The 21,782-nt window shown below is 68.5% G+C and carries 22 protein-coding genes; 18 read left to right on the plus strand and 4 right to left on the minus strand.

Annotation, left to right across the window (positions count from 1 at the left end):
- Positions 1-303 precede the first annotated feature (303 nt).
- The 4 genes from IG54_RS0104540 to IG54_RS0104555 form a co-directional block, all read right to left on the minus strand.
- Positions 304-549 (minus strand): DUF397 domain-containing protein, encoded by a 246-nt coding sequence (locus tag IG54_RS0104540; protein ID WP_420712224.1) that lies wholly within the window; start codon positions 547-549, stop codon positions 304-306.
- Entirely contained in the window at positions 540-1,409 is an 870-nt protein-coding gene (locus IG54_RS0104545) for a helix-turn-helix domain-containing protein (protein ID WP_030777578.1), read from the minus strand. The genes IG54_RS0104540 and IG54_RS0104545 overlap by 10 nt, the downstream gene beginning before the upstream one ends.
- Before the next feature lie 447 nt (positions 1,410-1,856).
- Positions 1,857-2,759 (minus strand): formylglycine-generating enzyme family protein, encoded by a 903-nt coding sequence (locus IG54_RS0104550; protein ID WP_030777580.1) that lies wholly within the window; start codon positions 2,757-2,759, stop codon positions 1,857-1,859.
- A 21-nt stretch (positions 2,760-2,780) separates the two neighbouring features.
- On the minus strand, positions 2,781-3,563 hold the full coding sequence (locus IG54_RS0104555; RefSeq protein ID WP_030777582.1) for an aminotransferase class IV family protein: 783 nt from the start codon (positions 3,561-3,563) through the stop codon (positions 2,781-2,783).
- Positions 3,564-3,782: 219 nt separating this feature from the next.
- Here IG54_RS0104555 and IG54_RS37645 point away from each other — a divergent pair, with 219 nt between their 5' ends.
- The 18 genes from IG54_RS37645 (at position 3,783) to IG54_RS0104650 (ending at position 21,701) form a co-directional block, all read left to right on the plus strand.
- On the plus strand, positions 3,783-4,400 hold the full coding sequence (locus IG54_RS37645; protein ID WP_158708816.1) for an ATP-binding protein: 618 nt from the start codon (positions 3,783-3,785) through the stop codon (positions 4,398-4,400).
- On the plus strand, positions 4,397-4,786 hold the full coding sequence (locus tag IG54_RS0104565) for a hypothetical protein (protein ID WP_030777587.1): 390 nt from the start codon (positions 4,397-4,399) through the stop codon (positions 4,784-4,786). Before IG54_RS37645 ends, IG54_RS0104565 begins: the two co-directional genes overlap by 4 nt.
- A 94-nt stretch (positions 4,787-4,880) precedes the next feature.
- On the plus strand, positions 4,881-5,333 hold the full coding sequence (locus IG54_RS0104570) for a DUF6302 family protein (protein ID WP_051819269.1): 453 nt from the start codon (positions 4,881-4,883) through the stop codon (positions 5,331-5,333).
- A gap of 255 nt (positions 5,334-5,588) precedes the next feature.
- On the plus strand, positions 5,589-6,200 hold the full coding sequence (locus IG54_RS0104580) for a hypothetical protein (RefSeq protein WP_158708817.1): 612 nt from the start codon (positions 5,589-5,591) through the stop codon (positions 6,198-6,200).
- A gap of 98 nt (positions 6,201-6,298) precedes the next feature.
- Positions 6,299-6,766 carry a LuxR C-terminal-related transcriptional regulator gene (locus IG54_RS39090; protein ID WP_030777591.1) on the plus strand — a complete coding sequence of 156 codons (468 nt, stop codon included), beginning with the start codon at positions 6,299-6,301 and terminating at the stop codon, positions 6,764-6,766.
- 226 nt (positions 6,767-6,992) lie between these two features.
- The gene (locus IG54_RS0104590; protein ID WP_030777593.1) at positions 6,993-7,193 is read left to right on the plus strand and encodes a DUF5999 family protein; all 201 of its coding nucleotides are present in this window, start codon (positions 6,993-6,995) and stop codon (positions 7,191-7,193) included.
- A gap of 125 nt (positions 7,194-7,318) precedes the next feature.
- Positions 7,319-8,206 (plus strand): hypothetical protein, encoded by an 888-nt coding sequence (locus tag IG54_RS0104595; protein WP_158708818.1) that lies wholly within the window; start codon positions 7,319-7,321, stop codon positions 8,204-8,206.
- A gap of 56 nt (positions 8,207-8,262) precedes the next feature.
- The gene (locus IG54_RS0104600; RefSeq protein WP_030777598.1) at positions 8,263-9,183 is read left to right on the plus strand and encodes a hypothetical protein; all 921 of its coding nucleotides are present in this window, start codon (positions 8,263-8,265) and stop codon (positions 9,181-9,183) included.
- A gap of 187 nt (positions 9,184-9,370) precedes the next feature.
- On the plus strand, positions 9,371-10,285 hold the full coding sequence (locus IG54_RS0104605) for an endonuclease/exonuclease/phosphatase family protein (RefSeq protein WP_030777600.1): 915 nt from the start codon (positions 9,371-9,373) through the stop codon (positions 10,283-10,285).
- 132 nt (positions 10,286-10,417) lie between these two features.
- The gene (gene fxlM, locus IG54_RS0104610; protein WP_234335968.1) at positions 10,418-11,605 is read left to right on the plus strand and encodes a methyltransferase, FxLD system; all 1,188 of its coding nucleotides are present in this window, start codon (positions 10,418-10,420) and stop codon (positions 11,603-11,605) included.
- 73 nt (positions 11,606-11,678) lie between these two features.
- A complete protein-coding gene (locus IG54_RS0104615) occupies positions 11,679-11,870 on the plus strand; it encodes an FxLD family lanthipeptide (protein ID WP_030777606.1) in 192 nt (63 codons plus the stop codon).
- 76 nt (positions 11,871-11,946) lie between these two features.
- On the plus strand, positions 11,947-15,003 hold the full coding sequence (locus IG54_RS0104620; RefSeq protein WP_030777608.1) for a lantibiotic dehydratase: 3,057 nt from the start codon (positions 11,947-11,949) through the stop codon (positions 15,001-15,003).
- Positions 15,000-16,229: a lanthionine synthetase C family protein gene (locus IG54_RS0104625; RefSeq protein ID WP_030777610.1), complete on the plus strand. Its 1,230-nt coding sequence runs from the start codon at positions 15,000-15,002 to the stop codon at positions 16,227-16,229. The genes IG54_RS0104620 and IG54_RS0104625 overlap by 4 nt, the downstream gene beginning before the upstream one ends.
- A 16-nt stretch (positions 16,230-16,245) precedes the next feature.
- The gene (locus IG54_RS0104630) at positions 16,246-17,073 is read left to right on the plus strand and encodes a thiopeptide-type bacteriocin biosynthesis protein (RefSeq protein WP_037896371.1); all 828 of its coding nucleotides are present in this window, start codon (positions 16,246-16,248) and stop codon (positions 17,071-17,073) included.
- A 1-nt stretch (position 17,074) separates the two neighbouring features.
- Complete coding sequence (locus IG54_RS0104635; protein WP_037896373.1) at positions 17,075-18,178, plus strand: hypothetical protein; 1,104 nt, start codon at positions 17,075-17,077, stop codon at positions 18,176-18,178.
- Positions 18,179-18,328: 150 nt separating this feature from the next.
- On the plus strand, positions 18,329-18,826 hold the full coding sequence (locus IG54_RS0104640; RefSeq protein ID WP_234335969.1) for a hypothetical protein: 498 nt from the start codon (positions 18,329-18,331) through the stop codon (positions 18,824-18,826).
- Positions 18,827-18,900: 74 nt separating this feature from the next.
- Positions 18,901-19,239 (plus strand): hypothetical protein, encoded by a 339-nt coding sequence (locus IG54_RS0104645; protein ID WP_158708819.1) that lies wholly within the window; start codon positions 18,901-18,903, stop codon positions 19,237-19,239.
- The gene (locus tag IG54_RS0104650) at positions 19,239-21,701 is read left to right on the plus strand and encodes a phage portal protein (protein WP_030777618.1); all 2,463 of its coding nucleotides are present in this window, start codon (positions 19,239-19,241) and stop codon (positions 21,699-21,701) included. The genes IG54_RS0104645 and IG54_RS0104650 overlap by 1 nt, the downstream gene beginning before the upstream one ends.
- The last annotated feature ends 81 nt before the right edge of the window (positions 21,702-21,782 follow it).

Here is a 21,782-nt window from a genome sequence, read left to right on the forward strand (position 1 = left end):
TGGGGACGGCCGGAGCAGGCCGCCCGCTCCCTCCTGGACGCCTACCGAGCCAGCCCCGGCGAAGTCCGAGACCGCCCCGCGATCCGCAGCATCGTCGACGAGCTGGTACAACGCCACCCCCACACCAGCGGAGTCAAGGAACTCCATGCTGCTACCGCTCGGCAGGGACGCTAACGCGCAACCCGTCCCGGCGGTTTCCCCCAACTGCCGGGGCGGACCATCACCGTCAAACGGCGCCCACGGTGGGCGGCTGTACGAAAGTGGCCTGCCTCCGGAAAGAGACAGGCCACTGGTGCAGCGCTGCTAACGGAAGACGCCGGAGTCTGCGGCGCCTGAGCGCACGAGGCTGACGAACGAAGACCATGCATCAGCCGGCACAACGAGCGCGGGACCTGTCTTGTCCTTCGAATCGCGAATGCCGACCTGTTCGGTCAAGCTGGCGATCTCTACACAGTTGCCGCCGGTGTCATTGCTGTACGAGGACTTGAACCAGGCGGACTCTGGGGCCACGTCAAGGGCCATGATCTTGGTATTGATGGCTACTTCCACTCTCGTGCTAGGTCCTTCAGGAACCCGGCTGTTCGGGCCGGGGGTAGGGCACTGTCGCGCATGGCGTCGAAGCGGCGGGTGTTTCGCTGGACCTCCTGCCGCTCGTCGGTGACGCTGATGGTGTTGGGCATGTCGACTTGCACGACAGGGTCGAGGGTTTCGGCGAAGTCCAGGATCGTGAAGTTGCTCTCGGATCGGTACGTCACGACGTCGTGAGGCAGGATCTGGATGGTCACGTTTTCCAGCTCGCCCAACTTCACGATCTCGTCGAACTGGCCGCACATCACGTCCGGTCCTCCGACCAGCCGCCGCACGGCCGCCTCATCCATGATGACGCGCAGTTCCAGCGGGTCCTCCGAGCGAGTGATCAGCTCCTTCCGGTCCAGACGCAGACGGACGTTCTGCTCGATGTACTCCGTAGTCGTTTCGTCCACCGGTTTCGCGATCTGGTAGAGCGCTCGCGCGTAGTCCTCCGTCTGGAACAGCCCATAGACGAACGCTGGCTGCCACGCTCGCATCGCCTTGGCGTCCATCTCCAGACCGCGAAAGGTTGGCATCTTCGACGGCATGTACGCCTTGTACGGCGTCCACGGCTCCTTACTCAGCGACTCCCGGTGCAGCTGGAGCAGGGTCTCCAGGTCCTCTTTAGGGAGGGCCGGGTCGAGATGGTCGATCAGGGCTTCGAGGTCACCCACACGCGGGAGGTCGTTCTCCCCGATCTCGACCCGCGCGAGTTTCGTATGCGAAAAGCCGAGAGCCCTGGCCACCTCTTGGAGCGTTTCACCCTTCTTGTCTCGGAGCTTCCTCAGCTCCTTGCCAAGCTCCCTGCGTCGGAAGGTCGCCCCGCGCTTAGCTGCCACTCTGTAACCCTCTCCCCAACCCTGTAGGTGCTCGACGCGTTCTGTGTCCGGTGTCCAGCGGGCCGCTGCCCCTGAGTCTGCCAGCCCCTGCACCCCCTTGAACAACCCCTTGCCTGCCTTTCGGCATGTGCCAATTTGAGTGCGCTTGCGATTGCCCTTGCACAGTAAATCGCACATGCAGCACGGTAGTTGAGCGCGCTGATCGGCAAGGCCGTTTGCGCGAACACATAGGTCGTGTGCCCCCCGTAGTCATGCGCGGCCCCGACCTCCGGGCGGGTCAACCACGACAGTTTCGAGGTCAGGCCGCGCCAGCACTCCAGTTCCTCCGACGAGCCGAGGCCAGCAATGCGCCAGAGCACCGCCCGCAAGACCCGGACCCGCGTGTCCCGGAAGCACGCCGCCCAGGCGACGAGAAGCCCGGCTTCCGGCGGACACGCCAGCCTCGCGCTAAGCGTCAGCGACGCAGCGGAACCCGGTGTCGTTGTCCTTCATGTTCGCGTTGGCGGCGTTGCGCAGGGAGGGCGTGCAGCGCTCGAACGGGCTGGTGAAGGCCGAACCCTTCAGCTCGTAACGGCTGCTCCCCGCTGTCTCCTCGGTGGAGCACCACTCCCAGACGTTGCCGCACATGTCGAAGACACCGTACGGGCTGACGCCGGATTGGTATCGGGAGGCGGGGGTTGTGGCGTCGATGCCGGCTTCGGCGACGTTCGCCTTCGCGGCAGTCGGTTCGTTGCCCCACGGGTAGATGCGTCCGCGGGGCCCGCGGGCGGCTTTCTCCCACTGCCGGGCGGTGGGCAGTGCTTTACCGGCCCAACGGGCGTAGGCAGTGGCGTCGTGCCAGGTCACCCACACCACAGGGTGAGTGGCCAGCGTGACGGGGCAGGTCCCTCCGGGCCAGTGCCGGGGCGGACGGTGGCCGGTGGCACGCACGAAGGTCGCGTAGTCCGCGTTGGTCGTCGGGTAGACGTCGATGAGGTACGCGTCCAGCCACACCGAACGGTTGTCGGGGCCGGAGAGGCAGATGCCCTCCTCGACGAGGGTCATGACCTTCCCGTCGATGGGGTGCCTGCGGGTGTGCGGGTCGTTGCGCAGGAGTTGTTCGGCGCGCTCGTCGTGCTCGGCGGCGGCCCGTTCGGTGAGGAGCGCGGCGAACCGCTGCTGCACGAGGGGGTCGGCCTGGGCGAGGAGCGTGTCCAGGGCCGCCTGGTTGCCGAGTCCGAGTTCGATGGTCTCCCCCCGGCCTTCCCACCGTTTGATCTGGCGGGGGTTCACGCCGACGAGGTCGGCAAACGCCTTACCCGTCTTGCGCATGGCCTTGCGCAGCAGTCCGGCCTCGCGGCCGGTCCACATGGTCACCCCCGACACGGTGCGCTACAGGGTTTCGCCGGGGATGGACAGGTACGCCTCCTGGAGCTGTCTCAAGACGGGGTGGTCGACGGGGAACTCGACGTCGTCGATCGCGGACAGCGGGCGGACGCCGATGCTGGTGTTCGTGGCAAAGGCCGCGGCCATGCCCTTCGCCTGCTCCAGAGTGACGGTGGCGATGCGGTGTTCGGCGTGCTGTTGGAGCAGGGCCATGGTGACCCCGGGAAGGACGGGGGCGTCGGGCCACACGACGGTGCCCTCCTGGTCGACGAAGGCGACGTTCCAGGTGCCGCCCTCGGAGACGAGTCCGTCCTTGCCAACGAACAGGGCATCGCCGAAGCCCGCTCGCTGGGCTGCACCGCGGGCGTGCAGGGCCCCGAAGAGGCCGACGTGCTTCACCTCGGGCAAGTCCCGCTCGTACACGACGCTTTGGGCCCGCAGCGGTTCTGGGGGAAGGGCGCCGGCGCTGCGCACGGACACCAGGATGTGGGGGTCATCGGCGTCCGCGGGGCGGCCCATCCCGACCTTTGGGTCATAGATCGTGACGCGGACGACGCAAGGACGGCTCTGTCCCTCCAGGCCCTGGCGGACGTAGCCGCGGACGCGTTCAGGGTCCAGTTCCGCGCCCCACACGATCTTGCAGTCCCGCACGAGGCGTTCCATGTGCAGCGTCAGGCCGCGGATGCTGCCGTCCGCGGAGACGCGCATGGACGTGAAGTGGCCGGTGTTCGTGAGCGCCAGGGGGAGCAAGTCGTCGGCAGAGACGGGCTTTCCATCGAGAGTCACCATGCGGCTCAGCATGGCAGGAGCGCCCGCCCCGGCGGCACCCCGAACGGAGTTACTGACGGGTCAACGTCCCCCGAAAGTCCTTCCCAATCCTCCACCGCACGGTGTTCGCTGGTCACCTTCCGAACACGGCGCGTGATCAGCGAGACGCCGTGTGCCGCGCCGCGTGACGGCGCCGAAGCCCCTCACACTCACCCCCACCGTCCACCTGGGAGGTCCCCGATGAGCCCCATCCCAGCCGTCGCTGCTGAAGGTACGAAACCGCTGCCTCAGGAGTCGTGGATACCGGCGAACAAGCAGGCGCCCCCTCACCCCTTGGGCGTACAGCTCGTCGTCAACAGCGGAGATCACCGGAGGCGGGAACTGATGGGCACCGCGACCAACCGTCTTCCTGACTACCTCCCCCTGGACGCGGCCGATGTCCTCGACGACGTGGGTTTCACCATCCAGCTCGACCCCCGGGCCCCGGACACAGACGTCCCCCGGTCCGAGGCTGTGTGGGTCGGGCGCTGCCGCCGGATCAGCATGGCCAAGCTGAACCTTTGGGGCATCTCCCCCGTCCTCGCCGAGAACGCGATGCTGGTGATCAGCGAGCTGACCACCAACGCGCTGCGGTACGGCATCGTCCTCGGGTTCCGTCTGGTCATCACCACGGACAAGATCGCCATCGTGGTGACCGACGGCACGGTCAGTACGCCACAGGTGCACAAGGCATCCGCGGAGGAGGAGCACGGCCGCGGGATGTACCTCGTGGACACCTTCGCGACCAGGTGGGGCGTGAGCCCCGACGGCATGGCGACGTGGTGCATCCTCGCCACCGCTGAGGGGCGGCCGCGATGACCGCCGCACACGTCTGCGCGGAGCTGATGCTCCGCCGGTACACCACCGCACCCGACGAGATGGGGCCGCTGCTTGTCGCACTGCGCCGGTCTCAGGTCAGCATCGACGCGACGGGGCTGTACAGCGACTTAGAGGCCGTGCTTGGTGAACACGCCTGCCCCACGCCACGGGAGATCGAAGAACTTGCCGCCCGGTTCCACCAGACGACGCTCTCCCTCATCCAGCTCGTGCCGTACACGGTCAAGCCATACCCCCTCGACGCGATGTACCTCCTCACCGAACTGCGCGCCGAGCGACCACAACCCCAGCACGCCCACCGATACATCCTCCGCTACGCCCTGGCCATCGTCGACGTGCTCGACCTGATGGGAGACAACGCGCCATGAGAGCACGGCCCACCCTCGACCTGCTGAAAGCACTCGGCACGGACCCCCGGGACACCGAATGATGGGTTCCCCCACGGCCTGCACACACCCGCCGGTGACTGTAGTCCTGCTGCCACCGTGGGAGGCGTACGACTTTGATTACTACGCGCAACGGATCGCAGAGCCGGACTTGCTGAGTGAGAGCTTTGCGGTGCGCATGATGCGCATGCCGCTGCTCGCGCTCCGGGTCGGAGGCACCCGCCGCGGCGGGTACTACCCCGTGCCCTGCCCCGACTTCGCGCTGGCCTTCCGTGACGCGCTGCACGGGCGGCCCGGCTACCCGCACCTGCGGATGCGGCGGTCTACCCGCCCCTACGAGAACTACGTCGTCGAGTGGGGCGAGAGGCCACCGACGCTCTGGCCTGACGCCGACGATGCCGCCGTGGGGCGCTTCTACGGCTACAGCGAAGCCGCCATCGCCCAGTACACGGCCGTCCAGCGCACCCGGGAACCCACCACGGCCACGACCTCCTGCTCGGTGTTCTTGCCCGAGCGGCCCCTTGTCTGAGCATGCCCGAAAGGAAAAGCACGCATGTCCGTGTACAAGCCTGCCAGCGCCGACGTAGACGCGGCCGAGCGCGAGGCTGGCAGAGACCGCCCGCGGGGACTACGCCCGCGGCTGCATAGCGTCCTGCCGGGGCGTGCGGCCCGGCGGCAGCTCCGGCGCCCCGCCGCCCGTCGGGAGGCCAGTAGTCCCGCACTGGCTGGCCCGCACGGCAGAAACAGCAGTGGCACTGCCCCGCGGGCGCCGATCCCCTACATCGTGGCCCGCGAGGGCGAGGTGGAGGAATCACTCCTCAACTTACGCGCCTTCCTCAGCAGTGCCGGATCGAGCCGTATCAGCTACTGGAACGAAAGGCTCGGGGACCGCGACGGGCAAGGTGTCCTGTGGGCACGGTTCTCCCAATCTCGCGACGAGCAAGGGGTTTTGACCGGCGCGCCGCGCTGGAAAATGATCAGCTCGCCCCGGCAGCGCGAGGCGATGTTGAAGCTGCTGTGCCAGTTCTGCGGCGAGCCCGCCAGGATGCCGGACGGCCGTCTCCTCTTTCTCAACTCAAAAGAGGAGTGCGGGCCCAACCCGAGCACCACGATCCGCACGGCCCAGCCGCCGTTCTGCCTCAAGCACGCGCGCGTGGCCCCGCAACGGTGCCCCCACCTCGCCGAGCACGGGTACGTCGCGCTGCTCACGCAGAGCGCACCCTTGTACGGCGTCATCGGGACGCCCTACCAGTACACCGCTGACCGCACCATCCAGGCCATGGCCTGCGACGGCGTCCCCGTGCCCTACGGCAGTGCCGCCCTGGACTGGATCGTCGCCGCGCAACTTGTTCGAACGCCGCGGGCGTTCACGGTCGTCCACCTGGAGGACCTGTGACCGTGCGCGGCCACCACAGACCGCCGCTCGGTGAGCCGGAGACTTCGCGCCCGGCTCATCGAGCGGCCCTCAACCCGGTATCCGAAGAGAGGGCTGACGTGTCGGCTGACACCGTGACCACCTCGTTCACCCGCCGCGAGCGGCAGGTGGTGCAGGGCCTCGCCGAGGGGCTGACCGACCACGAGATCGCGCGGCGTCTGAACCGCAAGACGGCGACGATCCGACGCCACATCACCGCGGCGTCAAAAAAGGTGGGCGCAAAAGGGCAGGTAGGGCTTGTCAACTGCTCCTACGCCCTGGGGCTGCTCCGGCCGCCCGCCTCCGAAGGCGGTGCGGTGTACGTACCGCCACAGCTGCGGGAGCTGATCCCGCTGATCGTGCAGGGGTTGAGCGCGATGAAGATCGCCGAGGAGACGAACAGGGCGCCGTCTCGCATCCACCGAGATACCAAGCGGCTGATGCACATCCTCCGCGCTCGGACCCGGCCGCACATCGTGACCCGGGCTCGCCAGTACGGCCTGCTGAAGGCGGCGGCGCCGCGCGCCAGCGCCACCGTACAGACCTGACCTCCCAGACTGGGCTTCCTCTCCGTCTCGCTGGCCCACCGTGCCCCCGTGCGGAAGCGGCCCGAGACAACCGCGGGGGAGGAAGCGGCACTCCCGTAGACCGGCACCTGCGGGAGCCGCCCCGGCCGCCGCCCTTCAGGGTGCGAGGCGGCGGCCGGCCACCCCATATCCCTTGCCGCACCCCCTGCGCGCTCCCCGATCCGACCCGACCCAGATAGGCCATACGATGTGCCAGCACAAGCCGCCGTGCCCGAGCGCCGAGTCCCCCGACCGGGAGGCCGCTCTCCTCTTGGCGAGCCACCCGGAGCAGGGCTGGAGCCTGCTGTGCAACCACGTCCTCCTCTTCGAGGACACCGGTGAGCTGCTGCCGAACGGCGAGATCATCGCCCCGCACCGCCCCGTCTCCGCCGCGGTGGTGGCGGCGTGACGCACTCGCTCGCCCCCGTTCAACTGCACGATGCGGCAGCTCGGCGGGCCCTGCTCCACGCTGGCGCGCTGCTGGTCGTTGGCTCCATCACCCCACTGATCAATGCAGGGTTGTCGCTCGGTGCCTTGTACGAGGTTTCCTGGTCGCACCGCATGTTCCACTACGCCGCGCTGATCCGCATAGGTGTGGGCATCGTGGTCTTCTTCTGGCTGCCCTGGCTGGTGATAGCCCGCACAACCCTCGACCGGGTGTCCCCGCGGCAGCGGATGCTGCACCGGTGCGCGGCGGTGAGCTGCGGCGCCGTCTCCTTATACGCCACCGATCCTGACGGGAGCCTCGGCTACGTCGGATCGGTCGCGCGCGGGGTGGCATTCGCGTGGCTCGCGGTGGAAGTGTGCCGCGCCCACGGCATCACGCTCGAGAGGCCGTCCCCCGAGAAGGACCGATGGCGCAGGCACATGGAGACGTTCAACCTCACTGAGCGCGTGCTCACCTACTGCCTCGCAGGTGTGGCTCTGACCTTCCTCGGCGTGCAGGGGCTGCGCATGCTCGACTGGGAGGTCCTGCCGGTCATGGAGGGAAGCCAGCTCGACACCATCGGCGTCACGGGCCCGTTCGACCTGCTGACCGGACTCGTGGTGGTCGTCGCCGTTGAGGACGTGGTCATCGTGGCCGCCACTGCCGCTTTGATGAGGGCCGCGGGACGCCCCCTCTGGCAGATCTACACGACGGTCTGCGTCGTCGAGGTCGCGCTGCACGCCTACTTCGGAGCGCCCGCCCTCGCGATGGTCTTCTTCGCCGCCGGCCGTCTGTCCATCTTCCTGCGCCACGGCCGCGTAGTGCCGCTGATCATCGGACACGCCTTCTTCGATGCACTCGGAGGGCTCCTCATGCCGCTCGCGTTCCACTACCGCCTCCTGGCCGTCCTTCCTGTGGTCATCGCGGTCATCGCCATCGAGACACGCCTGCTGAAGATGCCAGCCAAACCCAGCGCCCCGGGAGCCGCTGCATGAGCGCCCACCCTGACTCTCCGCATCGCTCTCCCGAGCCTCCGGTGACGGATTCAACGGTGAGCACGCCCCCGCTGTTCGACCCCGCTGACCCCGGCCGGTCCGGTAGCGCTCTGGTCAACCACCACCTGAAGTGGTTGAAGCTCGGGGGGCTGTATATGGACTTCTCCGCGGTTCCGCGGGATATCCCCGAGGGCCGCGGCTGGTGTCAGGCGGCGGCCCTGCCGGAGGAACTGTGGCCCGCCCACGCCGAGTTCGCCGTCGTCGTGCACTTCTTCCCCGACCCTCTGTTCCGCCGCGACGACCGAACCGGGCGTGTGCCCCCCGGCGCGATGCAGCACTGGACGGAACGGCTCGACGCGTGCGCCGACGCCCTGGCGGACTGCGGCTTCGTCGTCGAGGAATGGGGCGTGCCCAAGACTCCGGACCTGCACGGGGGCGCCGACCTCATCGTCTACCGCCTCCCCGAGGGCATCGAACCCTCCCCGCGGACCACCGAGGACCTGCGCCACGCTCACCCCCCGCGCCCCAACTTCAAGCCCCACGCCGCCGTCGACACCTGGCGCCTTCGCTGCCTGCTGGCACGAGCCGACCCGCCCATGGCGTGTGACAACGCGACGAGCGCCGGACGATGCCTCGTGCGAGAGGTCGAGGAGTTCCTGTGGCCTCCCGGAACACGGGACTGCGCCCTCGTCACCTGGGAGCCGAGCCCGGACTACAAACGTGGCCCTGATCAGTCGACTGCTCCGCCCGGCGCGTACACCCACTGGATACAGGGCCTCACACACCTCGTCCAGACCCTCAGGGCCGCGGGCTACCAGGTCCGTCGCCGAAAACGCCCCTGCCACCCGGACACCGACACCGCGGCCACCTTCCTGGCCTGCCGCCCGATCCCTGAAGGCACCGCCCCCGCTTCCACCCCGGACGTGAGCAGGCCCAGTACGCGATCACGGTGGAAGACCGAAAGGCCGAACGCCTGACCACACGCTTGGGGCCTCCTCTGGTCTAGCCGGGACACCCGCGCTCGCGCGGAGAGTCCCCGAGGCCGCCCCCGAGGGGAGGTGGCGCCCATCCGGCGCCCCGGCCGCGCTCTGTGGGGGAGCAAGCGGCCGGCCCGAACAACTCCACGCTCTCCACATGGTGTTGATAACGCAGAGAAGGGACCTCATGGACGCCAGCACCGTCGACATCGCCGTCTGGAACATCGAAGCGGACGGAGGCCGCGACAGCGACCGCCGGGACTTCGCGCTCGACATCCTCTCCCAGCTCGGGGACGGCGGCCCGGACGTCGTGCTCCAGCAGGAGGCCAAGCACAGCCGCGAACGAGGCGGACGGCTCATGCACGCCGCGGAGAAGCGACTGGGACTGCGCGGCTTTCTCGCGGCACCCAACCCGTACGTCGACGCCGACATCGCGACCGCCGTGTACGTGCGTCCCAGCATGTTCCACGTCACCCAGCAAAAGCCACACGCGAAGCCCTGGTGGCTACACCCCTGCCACGTCCAGGCGTACCTCGGGGCGTGCCCCGTGCCGCTCAACTTTGTGTCGTTCCACATGTGCTTCTTCGACGCCGAGCAGCGGCTCACGGAAGCCGGGTGGCTCGCCACGCTCGCCCGGCCCGGCATGGTCACCATCGCGGCCGGGGACACCAACAGCTACCCGCGGCGCCCCGAGCCCACCGCTCTGCCCGTCTGGGAGAACGTCGCCGACCGCGCGCACATGGTGCAGCGCACCTACCTCGGGGTGGACGGCAGCCGCCACAGCGATACCCGGCCCGATGGCACCCTCATCGACGCCGGGTACGTGGATCTCGCCCGCCATGCCGCCGATCATCTTGACGGGTTCGGGGCGGACGCACTCGCAGCGACCGCAGGGTTCGACAAGCCGCTTCAAGGTGGCCCTCAGCGCATCGATCGCGGGTACGGGGCGGGCGGCGCCGCTGCTGCCCTCGAACACGTTGAGGTCATCGACAACGAGGACACCAGAGCCGTCGCCGACCACGCGCTGGTGTTCTACCGCTTCAACCTGGCGCATCTGCAACGCGTGCTCACGCAGACCGCGCCCGCCTTGTGCGTCGCATGAGCGGGCGGCCGGTCCGCCGACGGCGGTGAACAGGTGCACCGCGGAAGCCGAACAGGAGTCCTGCGGAGAGTGCAGGACTGCACCGAACACGATCGATAGGGTGACGGAATGACTACTTTCCGGAATCAAAACGTGGATGACGAGGCAGCCCCACTGCGGGCGGCCATGACGCAGGAGCTGCGCGACTCGGGCGCGATCACGTCCGAGTCCGTCGCGAAAGCGGTCGCCACCGTGCCCCGGCATCTGTTCGCCGTGGGCGAGCCGCTGAAGACCGCGTATGCCGCCAACCAAGCGCTGGTGGTCAAGCGCAACCAGGACGGTGACGCCCTGAGTTCCCTCTCCGCCACGCATATCCAGGCGGTCATGCTGGAACAGGCGCAGATCACACCCGGCATGCGGGTCCTGGAAATCGGCTCCGGCGGCTACAACGCCGCACTCATCGCTGAGCTGGTCGGCGACGCCGGGGCGGTGGTTTCCGTGGACATCGACGCGGACATCGTCGCGCGCGCCCGTACCTGCCTGGAGGCGGCCGGATACAGCCAGGTCAAGGTCGTGCAGGCCGACGCCGACACCGGCGTACCCCAGCACGCGCCCTTCGACCGCATCATCGTCACAGCCGGGGCCTGGGACATCCCCCCGGCGTGGCTGGACCAGCTTTCCGAGGACGGAAGGCTCGTCGTCCCCCTGCGCCTGCGGGGGATCACCCGCTCAATCGCCTTCGATCGTTCGGGTGGTGGCTTGGTCAGCGACAGCTACCGGTTGTGCGGCTTCGTGCCCATGCAGGGAGCCGGCGCGTACGTCGAACGGCTCCTCACGGTAGCCGACGGCATCGGCCTGCGAGTCGATGATCAAAGGCAGGACGTCGACGTGCCGGCCCTTGCTGCCGCTGCGCACTCGCCCCGCCTGGAGGTGTGGTCGGGAGCCGTCTTCGACTTGCCGGACGAGCTGGAACTGTTCCTCGCGACCAGCACGCCCGAGATGGTGATGCTCCACGGCAGCAAGCAACTCGTGGACCAAGGCGTCTTCGCTCCCTCCGTGACCCGCGGGGTACCTGCACTGGTCGACGGCGGGAGCTTCGCGTACCGCACCAAACGACCGAACGAGGAAACAGGCGGCTTCGAGAGCGGCGTCCTCGCCCACGGCCCCGAGGCGAAAGCGGTAGCGGCTCGCTACGTCGAGTTGCTGCGCCGATGGGCGTCCGAAAGCCAACGGCGCGGCGCCGCTCGTATCCAGTACAGGCCGATGCCCGCGGGCACGGCCGAACCGTCCCCGGGAATCGTGGCGAAGCACTTCGGAGCTGTCGAGATTTCCTGGTCATAGGCTTCGTGCCCCCGCGACACCGTTGCAGGGGCACGGGGAATCACGCACCACCCAACTCAACAGGGAGGTACTTGTGTTCACCCAGACCAAGGGCGCGGAGGCGCCAACCGATGCGCAGGGCTCGGTCAGTGAAGAGAGCTTCCAGGACTGGGACCTGGACGTCTCCATAGTCGAGTCCGGCCCGTCGGCCGACAGGCTCATCCAGATGACCGACGACGGCTGCGGCCAGACCTGCGAGTCCGCTTGCAGTTCGAGCTGCCCGTAGCAGGCCGTCGAAAGTCCTGAAGAAACGCGGTGTCCGGCCGACCCCGGCTGGACACCGCACGCCGAAGGGGGTGACGGTGTACGAGTCCATAGATGCCGTGATGGTGCGAGCCGTGGCCTGGCCGCCAGACCAGCAGATGCAGTCCTGGCCCGATCCGGCCGCCGATGCAGCGTCGTGGCGAACATGGATACAGCAGGCCCTGTGCATACCCGGCTTCGCCTCCGCGTTAGAGCTGGCCAGCCCGGTACTGGTCAGCCGTGTTCAAGAGATCAGCAACGGCAGAGCGCTGCCCGAGACCACCATTCGTAAGGCGGGGCTCGCCGTCATGCGTTACCTGCTGCGCGCCTCCAGCCGAGCTACCCCCTTCGGCTTCTTCGCCGGAGTAGCCCCGGCACGGATCGCCGACGCACCGACCGCGCGCGTCGGCACCGCCCACCAGGCCGTCGGCAAACCCACGGCCGCGTGGCTGAACGCCGTCATCAAACGACTGGAAGCCGACGCAGCACTCCGTCGGCAGTTGACGGTCCAGGCTCACGATCTGGCAGTTGAAACGGACGACTACCTGGTCTTGGAGCACCGCGGCGGTGACAGCTCCAGCTCGTCTCCCGCCCGCGTCCAAGTCCGCGCCACCGTACCCGTCAGAGCGGCCATGCACGCGGCGCACCGCCCGATCCGTGTGGACGTGCTGGCCTCCAAGCTCGCGGCCGACTTCCCCCACGTGCCTGTCGGCATCATCGACAAGCTGCTGGCGGACATGATTGCCGAGGGCTTCCTGATCACGGACCTGCGCAGCCCTTTCACGACGGTGGAACCCCTCACGCACCTGCTGGATACACTCGGCGCGGCGAGGGCCGAGGACCTGGCCCCAGTCGGCGCTACCACCGCACAACTGCGCGACGTGGCTGACGCGCTGGCCCGGCACAACGCCTCCCCCGCCTGCGGACGAGAGCAGCGCGCCCAGCTCACATCCGCCATGCAGAACGTCGCCTCCTGCCCCGGTCCTGCGTTCGGTGTCGACCTCCGGCTCGACGCTGAAGTGACGATCCCGCACGCGGTCGTCACAGAGGCCGCGGGTGCCGCAACAGCACTGGTAAGGCTGGCTCGTCGCCCTTTCCTCAGCCGCGCATGGGCGAACTGGCACAGCCGCTTCCTGGAACGCTACGGTCCGCGGGCTCTGGTGCCAGTTCTGGAAGCGGTCGACGGTGATAGCGGCTTGGGCTACCCGGCAGGCTTCCTTGGCGGGCCCCCCGCTGCACCGAGCAGCCCGTTAGATGACCGGGATACGAAGCTACTGGTGCTCGCGCAGAACGCGGCGCTGCGCCGCCAGCACGAGATCGTCTTGGACGACGCCATGGTCGCTGACCTCGCCGTCGCAGACCCGTGCGCGCCTGTCCAACCGACTACGGAAGTCGCAGCCCGTGTGCATGCCTCCAGCATCCAGGCCCTGTCGGATGGGGAGTTCACGCTCTCGATCACTGGTGTATCGCGCGCGGCCGGGACCATGGCCGGCAGGTTCCTGCACGTCCTGGATTCCGGTGACAGCGAGCGGATGGCCCATGCTTACCGCACTGCGGCAACGGCGACCGAGGACGCCCTTCCCGTGCAGGTCTGCGCGCCCCCTCTGTACGTGGAGACCGAGAACTTCGCGCGGGCACCTTTGGTCCTGCCGACCGTCCTTCCTCTTGGCGAGTGCCGGACGTGTCCCGGGGAAAAGGTGATCCGCCTGGAGGACATCGCCATCACGGCGGACGTGCACCACCTCTACCTGATGTCACGAGGCCGACGCCGACCGCTGGACTTCGTGGCGCTCAATGCCGTCGAGCTAACCCGCCGCACACATCCGCTGGTGCGGTTCCTCACCGAGGCCCCCAAGGCGATGAGCGTTCCTTGCGCCGCCTTCGACTGGGGAGCCGCATCGCGCCTGCCGTTCCTCCCCGCGGTGCGCTACCGACGAACCATCCTGTCCCCGGCACGCTGGCTGCTCACCACCACGGACCTGGCCGAGGCACACGGGCCGCAGTGGCACCGTTCCCTCGTCCAGTGGCAGGAGCAGGTCTCCGCGCCGAGCGTGGTCTACGTCGGTGACGGCGACCAGCGCATCCGTCTGGACCTGACCGAGCCTGCACACCGGGACCTGCTGCGCCACCAAGTACAGCGCGACGGCGCCGCCGTGCTCCGCGCGGACACGGCCGCTGACACAGGATGGCTGGACGGGCGCGCCCATGAAGTCGTCATCCCGCTCGCCTTCAACGGCGAGCCCCGACGAGCACCGCGGTGGGCAGAGGGCGGCGGGCGAAGCGTCGGGCGCGAGCATGGTCACCTCCCCGGATACGGGGGGCGGTTCCTCGTCAAGCTCTATGGTCGCCCCGGCCGGTACGGCAGCATCCTCACCCGTCATGTGCCGGACGTGCTGCTCGAACTGAGTGACGCGACCCGGTGGTGGTTCCTCCCCTATCACGATCCCGACGACCATCTCCGGCTGCGCTTTGCCGTGCCCAGCGCGCAGGCCGGAGAAGCCGCCGTGACGATCGGCTCCTGGAGTCGCAAACTGCGCCGAGCTGGGCTGATTTCACGGGTGCAGTGGGACACCGACTTCCCCGAGACCGCTCGCTTCGGAGGCCCCGGCGCGATCGACGCCGCCGAGGCGTACTTCCAAGCAGACTCCGAAGCCGCCACTGCACAGCTCCGCTCCAGTGCAGCACCCGGCGGCCCTGCAACCCGAGCCTTGGCCGCCGCCAGCATGCTCGACATCACGACACGCATGCTCGGTAGCCCCTCCACGGGAATGAAGTGGCTGATCGAACACGCCCAGACCACAAGGACAGCTCCCGACCGCGGGCTGTATGACCAAGCCGTCGCCCTGGGAAACCCGAACGACCGCGCCGTATTGGCCCAGCACCCCGGTGGCGAGCAGATCGTCGCCGCTTGGGCCCGCCGACACGAACGCCTGGCTACTTACCAGGCGGCGCTCGACAGGGCGGGTACGACCAACACCACCACGTTGCTGCCCGAGCTGCTGCATCTGCACCACACCCGCATAGCGGGGGTCGACATGGAGGCAGAAAGTCAGTGCCTGCACCTGGCCCGCGCCGCAGCGTTGAGCTGGGCCGCCCGGAATGGACACCACTCGTGAAGCCGATACCGCAGGCGCTAACCGCTGCTGACGCCCTCGCCTCGGCACTGGCCGACCCGCGTACGGCCTGGGCCGCAGCACCCGGCGGACGAGCATGGCCACAGTCTCTGGCCGGCGGCGCAGCGGGCGTCGCACTGCTGCACGTCGTACGAGCCAACACCGGACACGGCAGCTGGAGGACTGCGCACGCCTGGCTCTCCCAGGCCGTGTCCCAGGACCTGACCGCGGCCCCCAACGCAAGCCTGTACCTCGGAGCCCCAGCTCTGGCCTTCGTCCTGCACGCCGCTGCCGGCTCGGAGCGCCGGTACCGCACAGCGCTGGAAAAACTGAATGACGCCACGATCACGGTCACCCGTCGGCGCCTGGCAGCGGCACACGCGCGCATCGACCGAGGCGAACGCCCCGCGATGAAGGAATTCGACGTGATCCGCGGGCTCACCGGGCTGTGCGCCTACCATCTCGCACACCAACCACACCACGAGATCACCGCCGATGTGCTGGCCTACCTCGTTCGTCTCACCACCCCACTGCCCACCACGGAGGCCCTGCCCCCGTGGTGGAGCGACGTATCCCCCAACGGCCAGCACACCCCCGACTTCCCCGGAGGACACGGCAACTTCGGCCTTGCGCACGGCATCGGCTCAACCTTGGCCCTGATGTCGCTGGCGCTCCTTCGTGGACTGCGCGTGCCGGAGATGCACGAGGCAGTGGCACGAATCTGCGAGTGGACCGACCGTTGGCGCCAAGGCGACGAGACCAATCCGTGGTGGCCTGGATTCATCTCGCGCGAGCAGGCCACGAACGGGCACATTCATCCGGACCTGCGGCCGCGACCGTCGTGGTGCTACGGCATCAGCGGTACCGCCCGAGCCCAGCAGCTGGCTGGTCTGGCACTCAACGAGCCCGTACGCATCCAGCTCGCCGAGAACGGCATCCTTGCGGTGCTGCGCGACCCGCACCAACTCGACCTGCTCCCCGAGATCGGACTGTGCCACGGCATGGCCGGACTGCTGCATGCCGCGTGGCGCATGGCGGCTGAGACAGGCAGCCCCGAGATCACCGCTGAGCTACCGCTCCTGACCCAACGCCTGATCGTCGCGCTCGACCAGAACGACCTCGACCCGGAACTCCTCGACGGAGCTGCCGGGGCCGCCCTCGTCCTGCACACCCTCGGCACAGGCAGCGCACCCGCACCTCACTGGGACACCTTTCTCGCCACGGCGTGATCCTCCGGAGGCCCTGATGAACACCCCATCCTGGTACCAGGTCAACGTGGCGTTCCGTGACTGGGAACGGTCCGAGGCCACCGCCTTGACCGAACTCGCCCCGCTCCTGTGTACCGCAGAAGACGAAGGCGCCATCACCGCGTGGTTCATCGTCCGCAAACGTCCCTGCTGGCGGGTGCGGTACCTGCCCACCGCAACCGGAAGAGACCGCATCTGCCGGGGCCTCGACGCCCTGGTGGCTGGGGGGCACGCCGATGGCTGGGCGGAGATCATCTACGAGCCCGAAGTCCACGCCTTCGGGGGCGACGAAGCCATGGCCAGCGCACACCGTCTGTTCCACCGCGACAGCCGTAACCTCCTGGACTTCCTGCAACGCGAGGCTGGCAACCATCGACGGGAGACTTCCCTCATCCTGTGTAGCTTGCTCATGCGCTCCGCCGGGCTGGACTGGTACGAGCAGGGCGACGTCTGGGCGCGCGTCTCTGCCCACCGCGTCCTGCCCGCCGGCACCCAGCCGGGGCATGCCGACCGCCTGCACGACGCCGTACGTCGTCTGATCTCCGTGGACCAGCAATACGTGCTCGGGCCGGACGGAGCGCTGGCTCACACCACCGAATGGGCGCGTGCCTACCTCAACGCGGGCGAAGAGTTGGCCGAACTGACGAAGGCCGGTCGGTTACACCGCGGCCTGCGAGACGTCCTCGCCCACCACGTGATCTTCGCCTGGAACCGGATCGGCTTGCCCTTCACCACCCAGGCCGCCCTTGCGGCTGCCGCGAAGACCGCCATATTCGGCCCGGACCCGACCTGTGCCAACAGCCGCACGATTGCCGAGCGGCAGTGAGATGGACAGCACCCGGATAGCACAGCGTTTCCCACTGATCGCCCGTCCACGCCCCGCCTGCCCGCCGCTCACCGAGCGGGTCCAGGAGATCAACGCCATGGGCCAGGCCGCCGCTCACAACGGTAAGCTCAGCCTGGCCACCGCGGCACTGAACAAGTCAGCCTTGATCGCCAGCGACTGCGGCCTCCCCGACCTCGCCCGCGCTCTGTGCTGGCGCCAAACAGAGTTGTACCTACCCCGTATGCCGCTCAGCGCGCAGGAAGCCCGCTATGCCCTCGAACCACTCGTCAACCTGGCGCGCCTGCACATCCGAGACGGCGACGGCGACAGCGCATACCAGCTGCTCGATACCCTCAACCGAGCCGTGCGGCATCGGGCCGACGCGACCGTTGGCGGCCGGTACGTGTCGTTCCAGGACCTGACCACCACAGCAGAAGATCATCGAACGGTGTGCCAGTGGCTCTGGGCTGTGCTCCTGGGGGATGGGACGCGGGCGCTGGTAGCCGCCAGCCAGTGGGCCCGAGTACGAGCGCACGTTGCCCAGCACAAGGGAGTCGGCCGTCGTCTCCTCGATGGACGCCAGGCTGAGATCGCGGCCCGCTGCCTCAGCGGGGAGGCAACCTCGGCCCGACGGATGCTGAACGAGAGCACGCTGTCAGAAGCCTGGGAGTATCCCGTCGCAGCCTGCCTCGCGGGCCTATGCGTCGCGTGCAGCGGTGCGCCGAAGAACGACGTGGCCAAGGAGATGGCAGCGGAGTACCTGAAGCTCTCGACCGCTCCTGGCCTGGCAGTCTTCCGCACACGGGTCGGACTCACCGTGCTTGACCTGTCTCCCCCGTCCCTTCGCACGGAGGTGGCCCGGCGCCTGGTGGTCGACGCGTTGCGCTCGGGGGACGGGTACGTCGCACGGGAAGTCCTTGCCCACTCCGCCTGCTCCGTCGAGATGGCAGAGGGAGATCGGAGGCAGCTCGCCGAAGCGGTAGCAGCCGCCGGCTTGGGGGGCACTGGCGGCATGGGGAGAGAAATGAAGCGAAGCCTTCTTGCGGCTGTGGAGGTGAGCACAACGGTTGTCGAGCAGCATCTCGCCACCCGCCATGAGGTATGACCAGGCCGACCCGTCCCGCAACCGCCGCGTCCCGTCCGGATCTACCCGAGGACGGCCGGTGTAACAGATCAGGGCCGACCGACGTTCCGCGCTGTGAAAAGGGGGTTGGCACCTTGTGTCAACCGGTTGAAAGACGGCGCGGAGGACTGAGTGACTACGGCGACTGCCCCTCTCTCGTCGGCAGCGGGCCGAGCCTTCTGGCAGGAACCCTTGTTCCCGTCGAGGCCCGCGCCGACACGAACGCCAGCAAAGCCGGTCGAGGCCAAAGCGGGGGCGCCCACGCCCCCGCCCAAGTCCTCCGAGCCGACGCAGGACCTGTCACACACCTGGATCGTCGCCGCAGAGATCCAGGTGGGCCCGCGCATCGCGTCCATCGCTGACTTCCGCGGATCGTTCAAGACGACCGCCGAGCAGCGCGTAGATGCGCTGGAGGTGTACTGCCGCGGATGCCGCCGCCCGTACGACGAGGTCAAGGGCCAGGACTGCGCGGAGAAAGTCGACAACAGGCACCTCATCGGCGGGGATCAGTCGACGAGGAAGAAGCGCAAGCTGCCGCCTCCTCCCCGGGGTGCGAAGATCATTCCGGGTGAGAAGATTCCACGCCGCGGCATCGGCGCCTACATGGCCGGGGTCAGCCGTCCTCGCTGACGCACCGCGCGCTCGCATGCTGCTCACAAGCGAGCGCGCGACACTAGCCCTGCGCCGTATCCATCGTGCGCGGCGTGAGTACACCGCCTGAGACACCCTCGCCGCGAAGCCTCGCCCGCGAAGCCGCCGGACTACTCCTCGTCGCCCTCGGCGTCCTCGTCGTGCTCGCCGCCCTGGGCGCCGTGCACCCAGTGCTGAGCAGCACCGTGGCCGCAGCCGGTGCCTTCGCGGCCTTTCACTTCTTGGTGCCGCCGACCAGCAGGACCTTCCGCACCGTCGCCTTCGCCACCAGCACCGTCACGGCTGCGACCGCCGTCGGCAGCGCCTTCGCGTACTTCCCGCTCTTGGGCTGGGTGGAAGTCGGCGCCGGCATCAGCACGGTGGGCGTATGGCTGGCCAGTGAGGGGGCCTGATGCCGCGCCAGTTCCTGCCCGGCCTCCGCCGCCTCCTCGTCCCACGATCGGTTGCGCCCCTCGAAGAGAAGTCAGCCGGGCCGATCGGCAGCCCCTACGTCTCGATGACCTACGCGGGCACCACGACCGTGTGGGGCACCGAGAACCGCGCCGCGGGGTGGGACCTCGACCGCGTCATCGAGGAGGGGTACGAGCGGAGCATCTGGACCTTCAAGTCCGTGGAAGCGATCTCCAAGCACCCCAGCGCGCTCACCGTCGAGATCGGACGTGGCGGCGACGAGCGGCAGTTCGCGGAAACCCTCACCGACCACCCACTGCTGCACGTCCTGAACGTGCAGGCCAACCCGCTGGAGCGGGCCACCGTCTTCAAGAAGCGGCTCTCGGCGCAGCTCCTCTTGTCCAAGAAGGGCGCGTTCGTCGAGATCACTCGCAGCCGGGCAGGCACGATCACCCGCCTCGACCTGCTGCCGCCCAACCGGGTCGAGGCGATACCCGACCCGCACGGCGACTACGTGTCTCACTTCGAGTTCACGACGTACGACGGCCGAGTCCGGGAGCTGGACCCCAGCCGCGTCGTCTGGCTGCGTGACCCGCACCCGACCGACCCCTTCTGCGGCGTCACACCTTTGGAGGCCGCGGGCCTGTCCGTGGACCTGGACGTGAAGGCCCGGATGTACAACATCGCCTTCATCAACAACGACGCGCGCCCCTCGGGCATCGTCGGCATCGACGTCGACGGCCTGGACCAGCGCGAGATCGACCGAATTCAGCAACGGCTCTCCCCGGGCGCGCAACAAGCCGGTGAAACCGTCGTCGTCGGCAGTGGGCCCGGTGGCCTCAACTACGTGGACACCAGCACGCGCCCACGCGACATGAACTACGAGACGCTGTCCAAGACCGCGAAGGACGAGATCCTGAGCGCCTTCGGTGTCCCGGAGTCCATCGTCGGCAACGCCAGCGAGCGGACATATGCGAACGCCGACCGCGAAGAATGGAACTTCTGGCAGCACACGGAACTGCCCCACCTCTCACTGCTCGCCTCCGCCTTCGATCTGGACTTGGACGACGGCTGGTCGCTTCGCTTCAACACCTCCACCGTGGAAGCCCTCGAATTCCCCCGCCGCCAGCGCAGGGAGGAAGCTCGGCAGGAGTGGAACGCCGGGTTGATCACAGTCGACGAGTACCGCGAGATCGCCGGGCGTCGACCCTTCAATGTCCCGCACACCCGTGCCCTGTGGATCAGCCCGCAGAAGGCACCCGTACCGGCCAACGAGCAGGACGCATCCGCCCTCGGCGTCGCTCAGGACCCGACGGCCGGGGCGCCGGGGCTGCCCGGCGTTGGCGGCGGCCCGCTGCCAGCCGAAACACTGTCCGCTCCCACGGGCGGGTCGGCGGCCGACGCAGTGGCCGAAGCGCGCGGCATGGACGTACAGGAAACCGCCGCCGCGGACGTCGCCGCCGCCCGCAGCTCCACCTCCGAGCCGGCAGCCGCAGACACGGCCGCGGCCGTCGTCGACCAGGCCCGCAGCAACATGCCGCTCACCTTGCCCGGCGACGCCGCGGACGATGTTGCGGCTGCCCGCTCCGTCGTCGCTCACCCCAGTAGCGGAGACGCCGCAGACGATGTCGACGCCGCGCGCTCCCTCACCGAACGCAAGGAGCTGCCCCGCGCAGACGGATACGAAGTCACCGACGCCGACTTCGATACGGCCACCGCCGCCATCACAGCCGCACTCACCGCCCTCCTCGCTCGGCAGGAGGGCGTCATCACCGCTCGCCTGCACGCGCCGAAGACCCGTAAGCACACCCGATACTGGGAGCCAGACGGCGACAGCGACCAACGCCGCGGTGACGGGCCTCTCGACGGCAGCCGCGTAGTCAGCGCAGCCCGGTGGCAGGAGGAGACGGCCAGCACCTTGGGCCCGATCCTCCACCAGACCGCGGCGACGGTGGCAGCCTCACTGAGCAGGAGCATGACCGGCGCGACCGCCGTGCCTGCGGGCGCGGTCGCCGCAGCACTCGCCGCCACATCCATGGCCGGGAGCGCAGTGACCGCACTGCTCTCCGACCTGGCCGACGCCCTCGATACCGCACAACGTGAGCCAGGGACGCTCGACGACCTCACCAGCGCGGTCACCGCGTTCTACCGTGCTCGGACCGCGAAGTTCATCGCTCTGCTCGCTGAGTCGTGCGCCGTGGCCACCGTCAACGGCGCAGCCGACGCCGCCGCCGAAAGCGCTGGTCCAGCCGTCCTGCGTACGTGGGAGACCCGCGGAGACGCCCGAGTTCGCTCCGCACATCAGGAGTTGAGCGGCGTCACGCTGCCCGCCGGGACGCCCTACACGGTCCGCGGCTCCACCCTGCGCTACCCCGGCGATCCATTCGCACCCGCCGACCTCACCGTCAACTGCCGTTGTCGACTGCGCTACCGCACCGCTCTCTCCCCCGCGGAGGCCCCCTGACACGTCGCAAAGCCTGGCCAGACGGAACAACGAGGCTGCCCTCTTCACCCCCACGTACAGGCCCGAACTCAGCACACGACG

It is taken from the genome of Streptomyces sp. NRRL S-920 (genome assembly GCF_000717945.1).
GTDB lineage: Bacteria > Actinomycetota > Actinomycetes > Streptomycetales > Streptomycetaceae > Streptomyces > Streptomyces alboniger.

Bases quoted from the DNA above. Each gene is read 5' to 3' on its own strand.
- IG54_RS0104550 (WP_030777580.1), bottom strand. From the start codon at position 2,759: ATGTGGACCGGCCGCGAGGCCGGACTGCTGCGCAAGGCCATGCGCAAG.
- IG54_RS0104555 (WP_030777582.1), bottom strand. From the start codon at position 3,563: ATGGTGACTCTCGATGGAAAGCCCGTCTCTGCCGACGACTTGCTCCCC.
- IG54_RS37645 (WP_158708816.1), top strand. From the start codon at position 3,783: ATGAGCCCCATCCCAGCCGTCGCTGCTGAAGGTACGAAACCGCTGCCT.
- IG54_RS0104565 (WP_030777587.1), top strand. From the start codon at position 4,397: ATGACCGCCGCACACGTCTGCGCGGAGCTGATGCTCCGCCGGTACACC.
- IG54_RS0104590 (WP_030777593.1), top strand. From the start codon at position 6,993: ATGTGCCAGCACAAGCCGCCGTGCCCGAGCGCCGAGTCCCCCGACCGG.
- IG54_RS0104605 (WP_030777600.1), top strand. From the start codon at position 9,371: ATGGACGCCAGCACCGTCGACATCGCCGTCTGGAACATCGAAGCGGAC.
- IG54_RS0104630 (WP_037896371.1), top strand. From the start codon at position 16,246: ATGAACACCCCATCCTGGTACCAGGTCAACGTGGCGTTCCGTGACTGG.
- IG54_RS0104635 (WP_037896373.1), top strand. From the start codon at position 17,075: ATGGACAGCACCCGGATAGCACAGCGTTTCCCACTGATCGCCCGTCCA.
- IG54_RS0104650 (WP_030777618.1), top strand. From the start codon at position 19,239: ATGCCGCGCCAGTTCCTGCCCGGCCTCCGCCGCCTCCTCGTCCCACGA.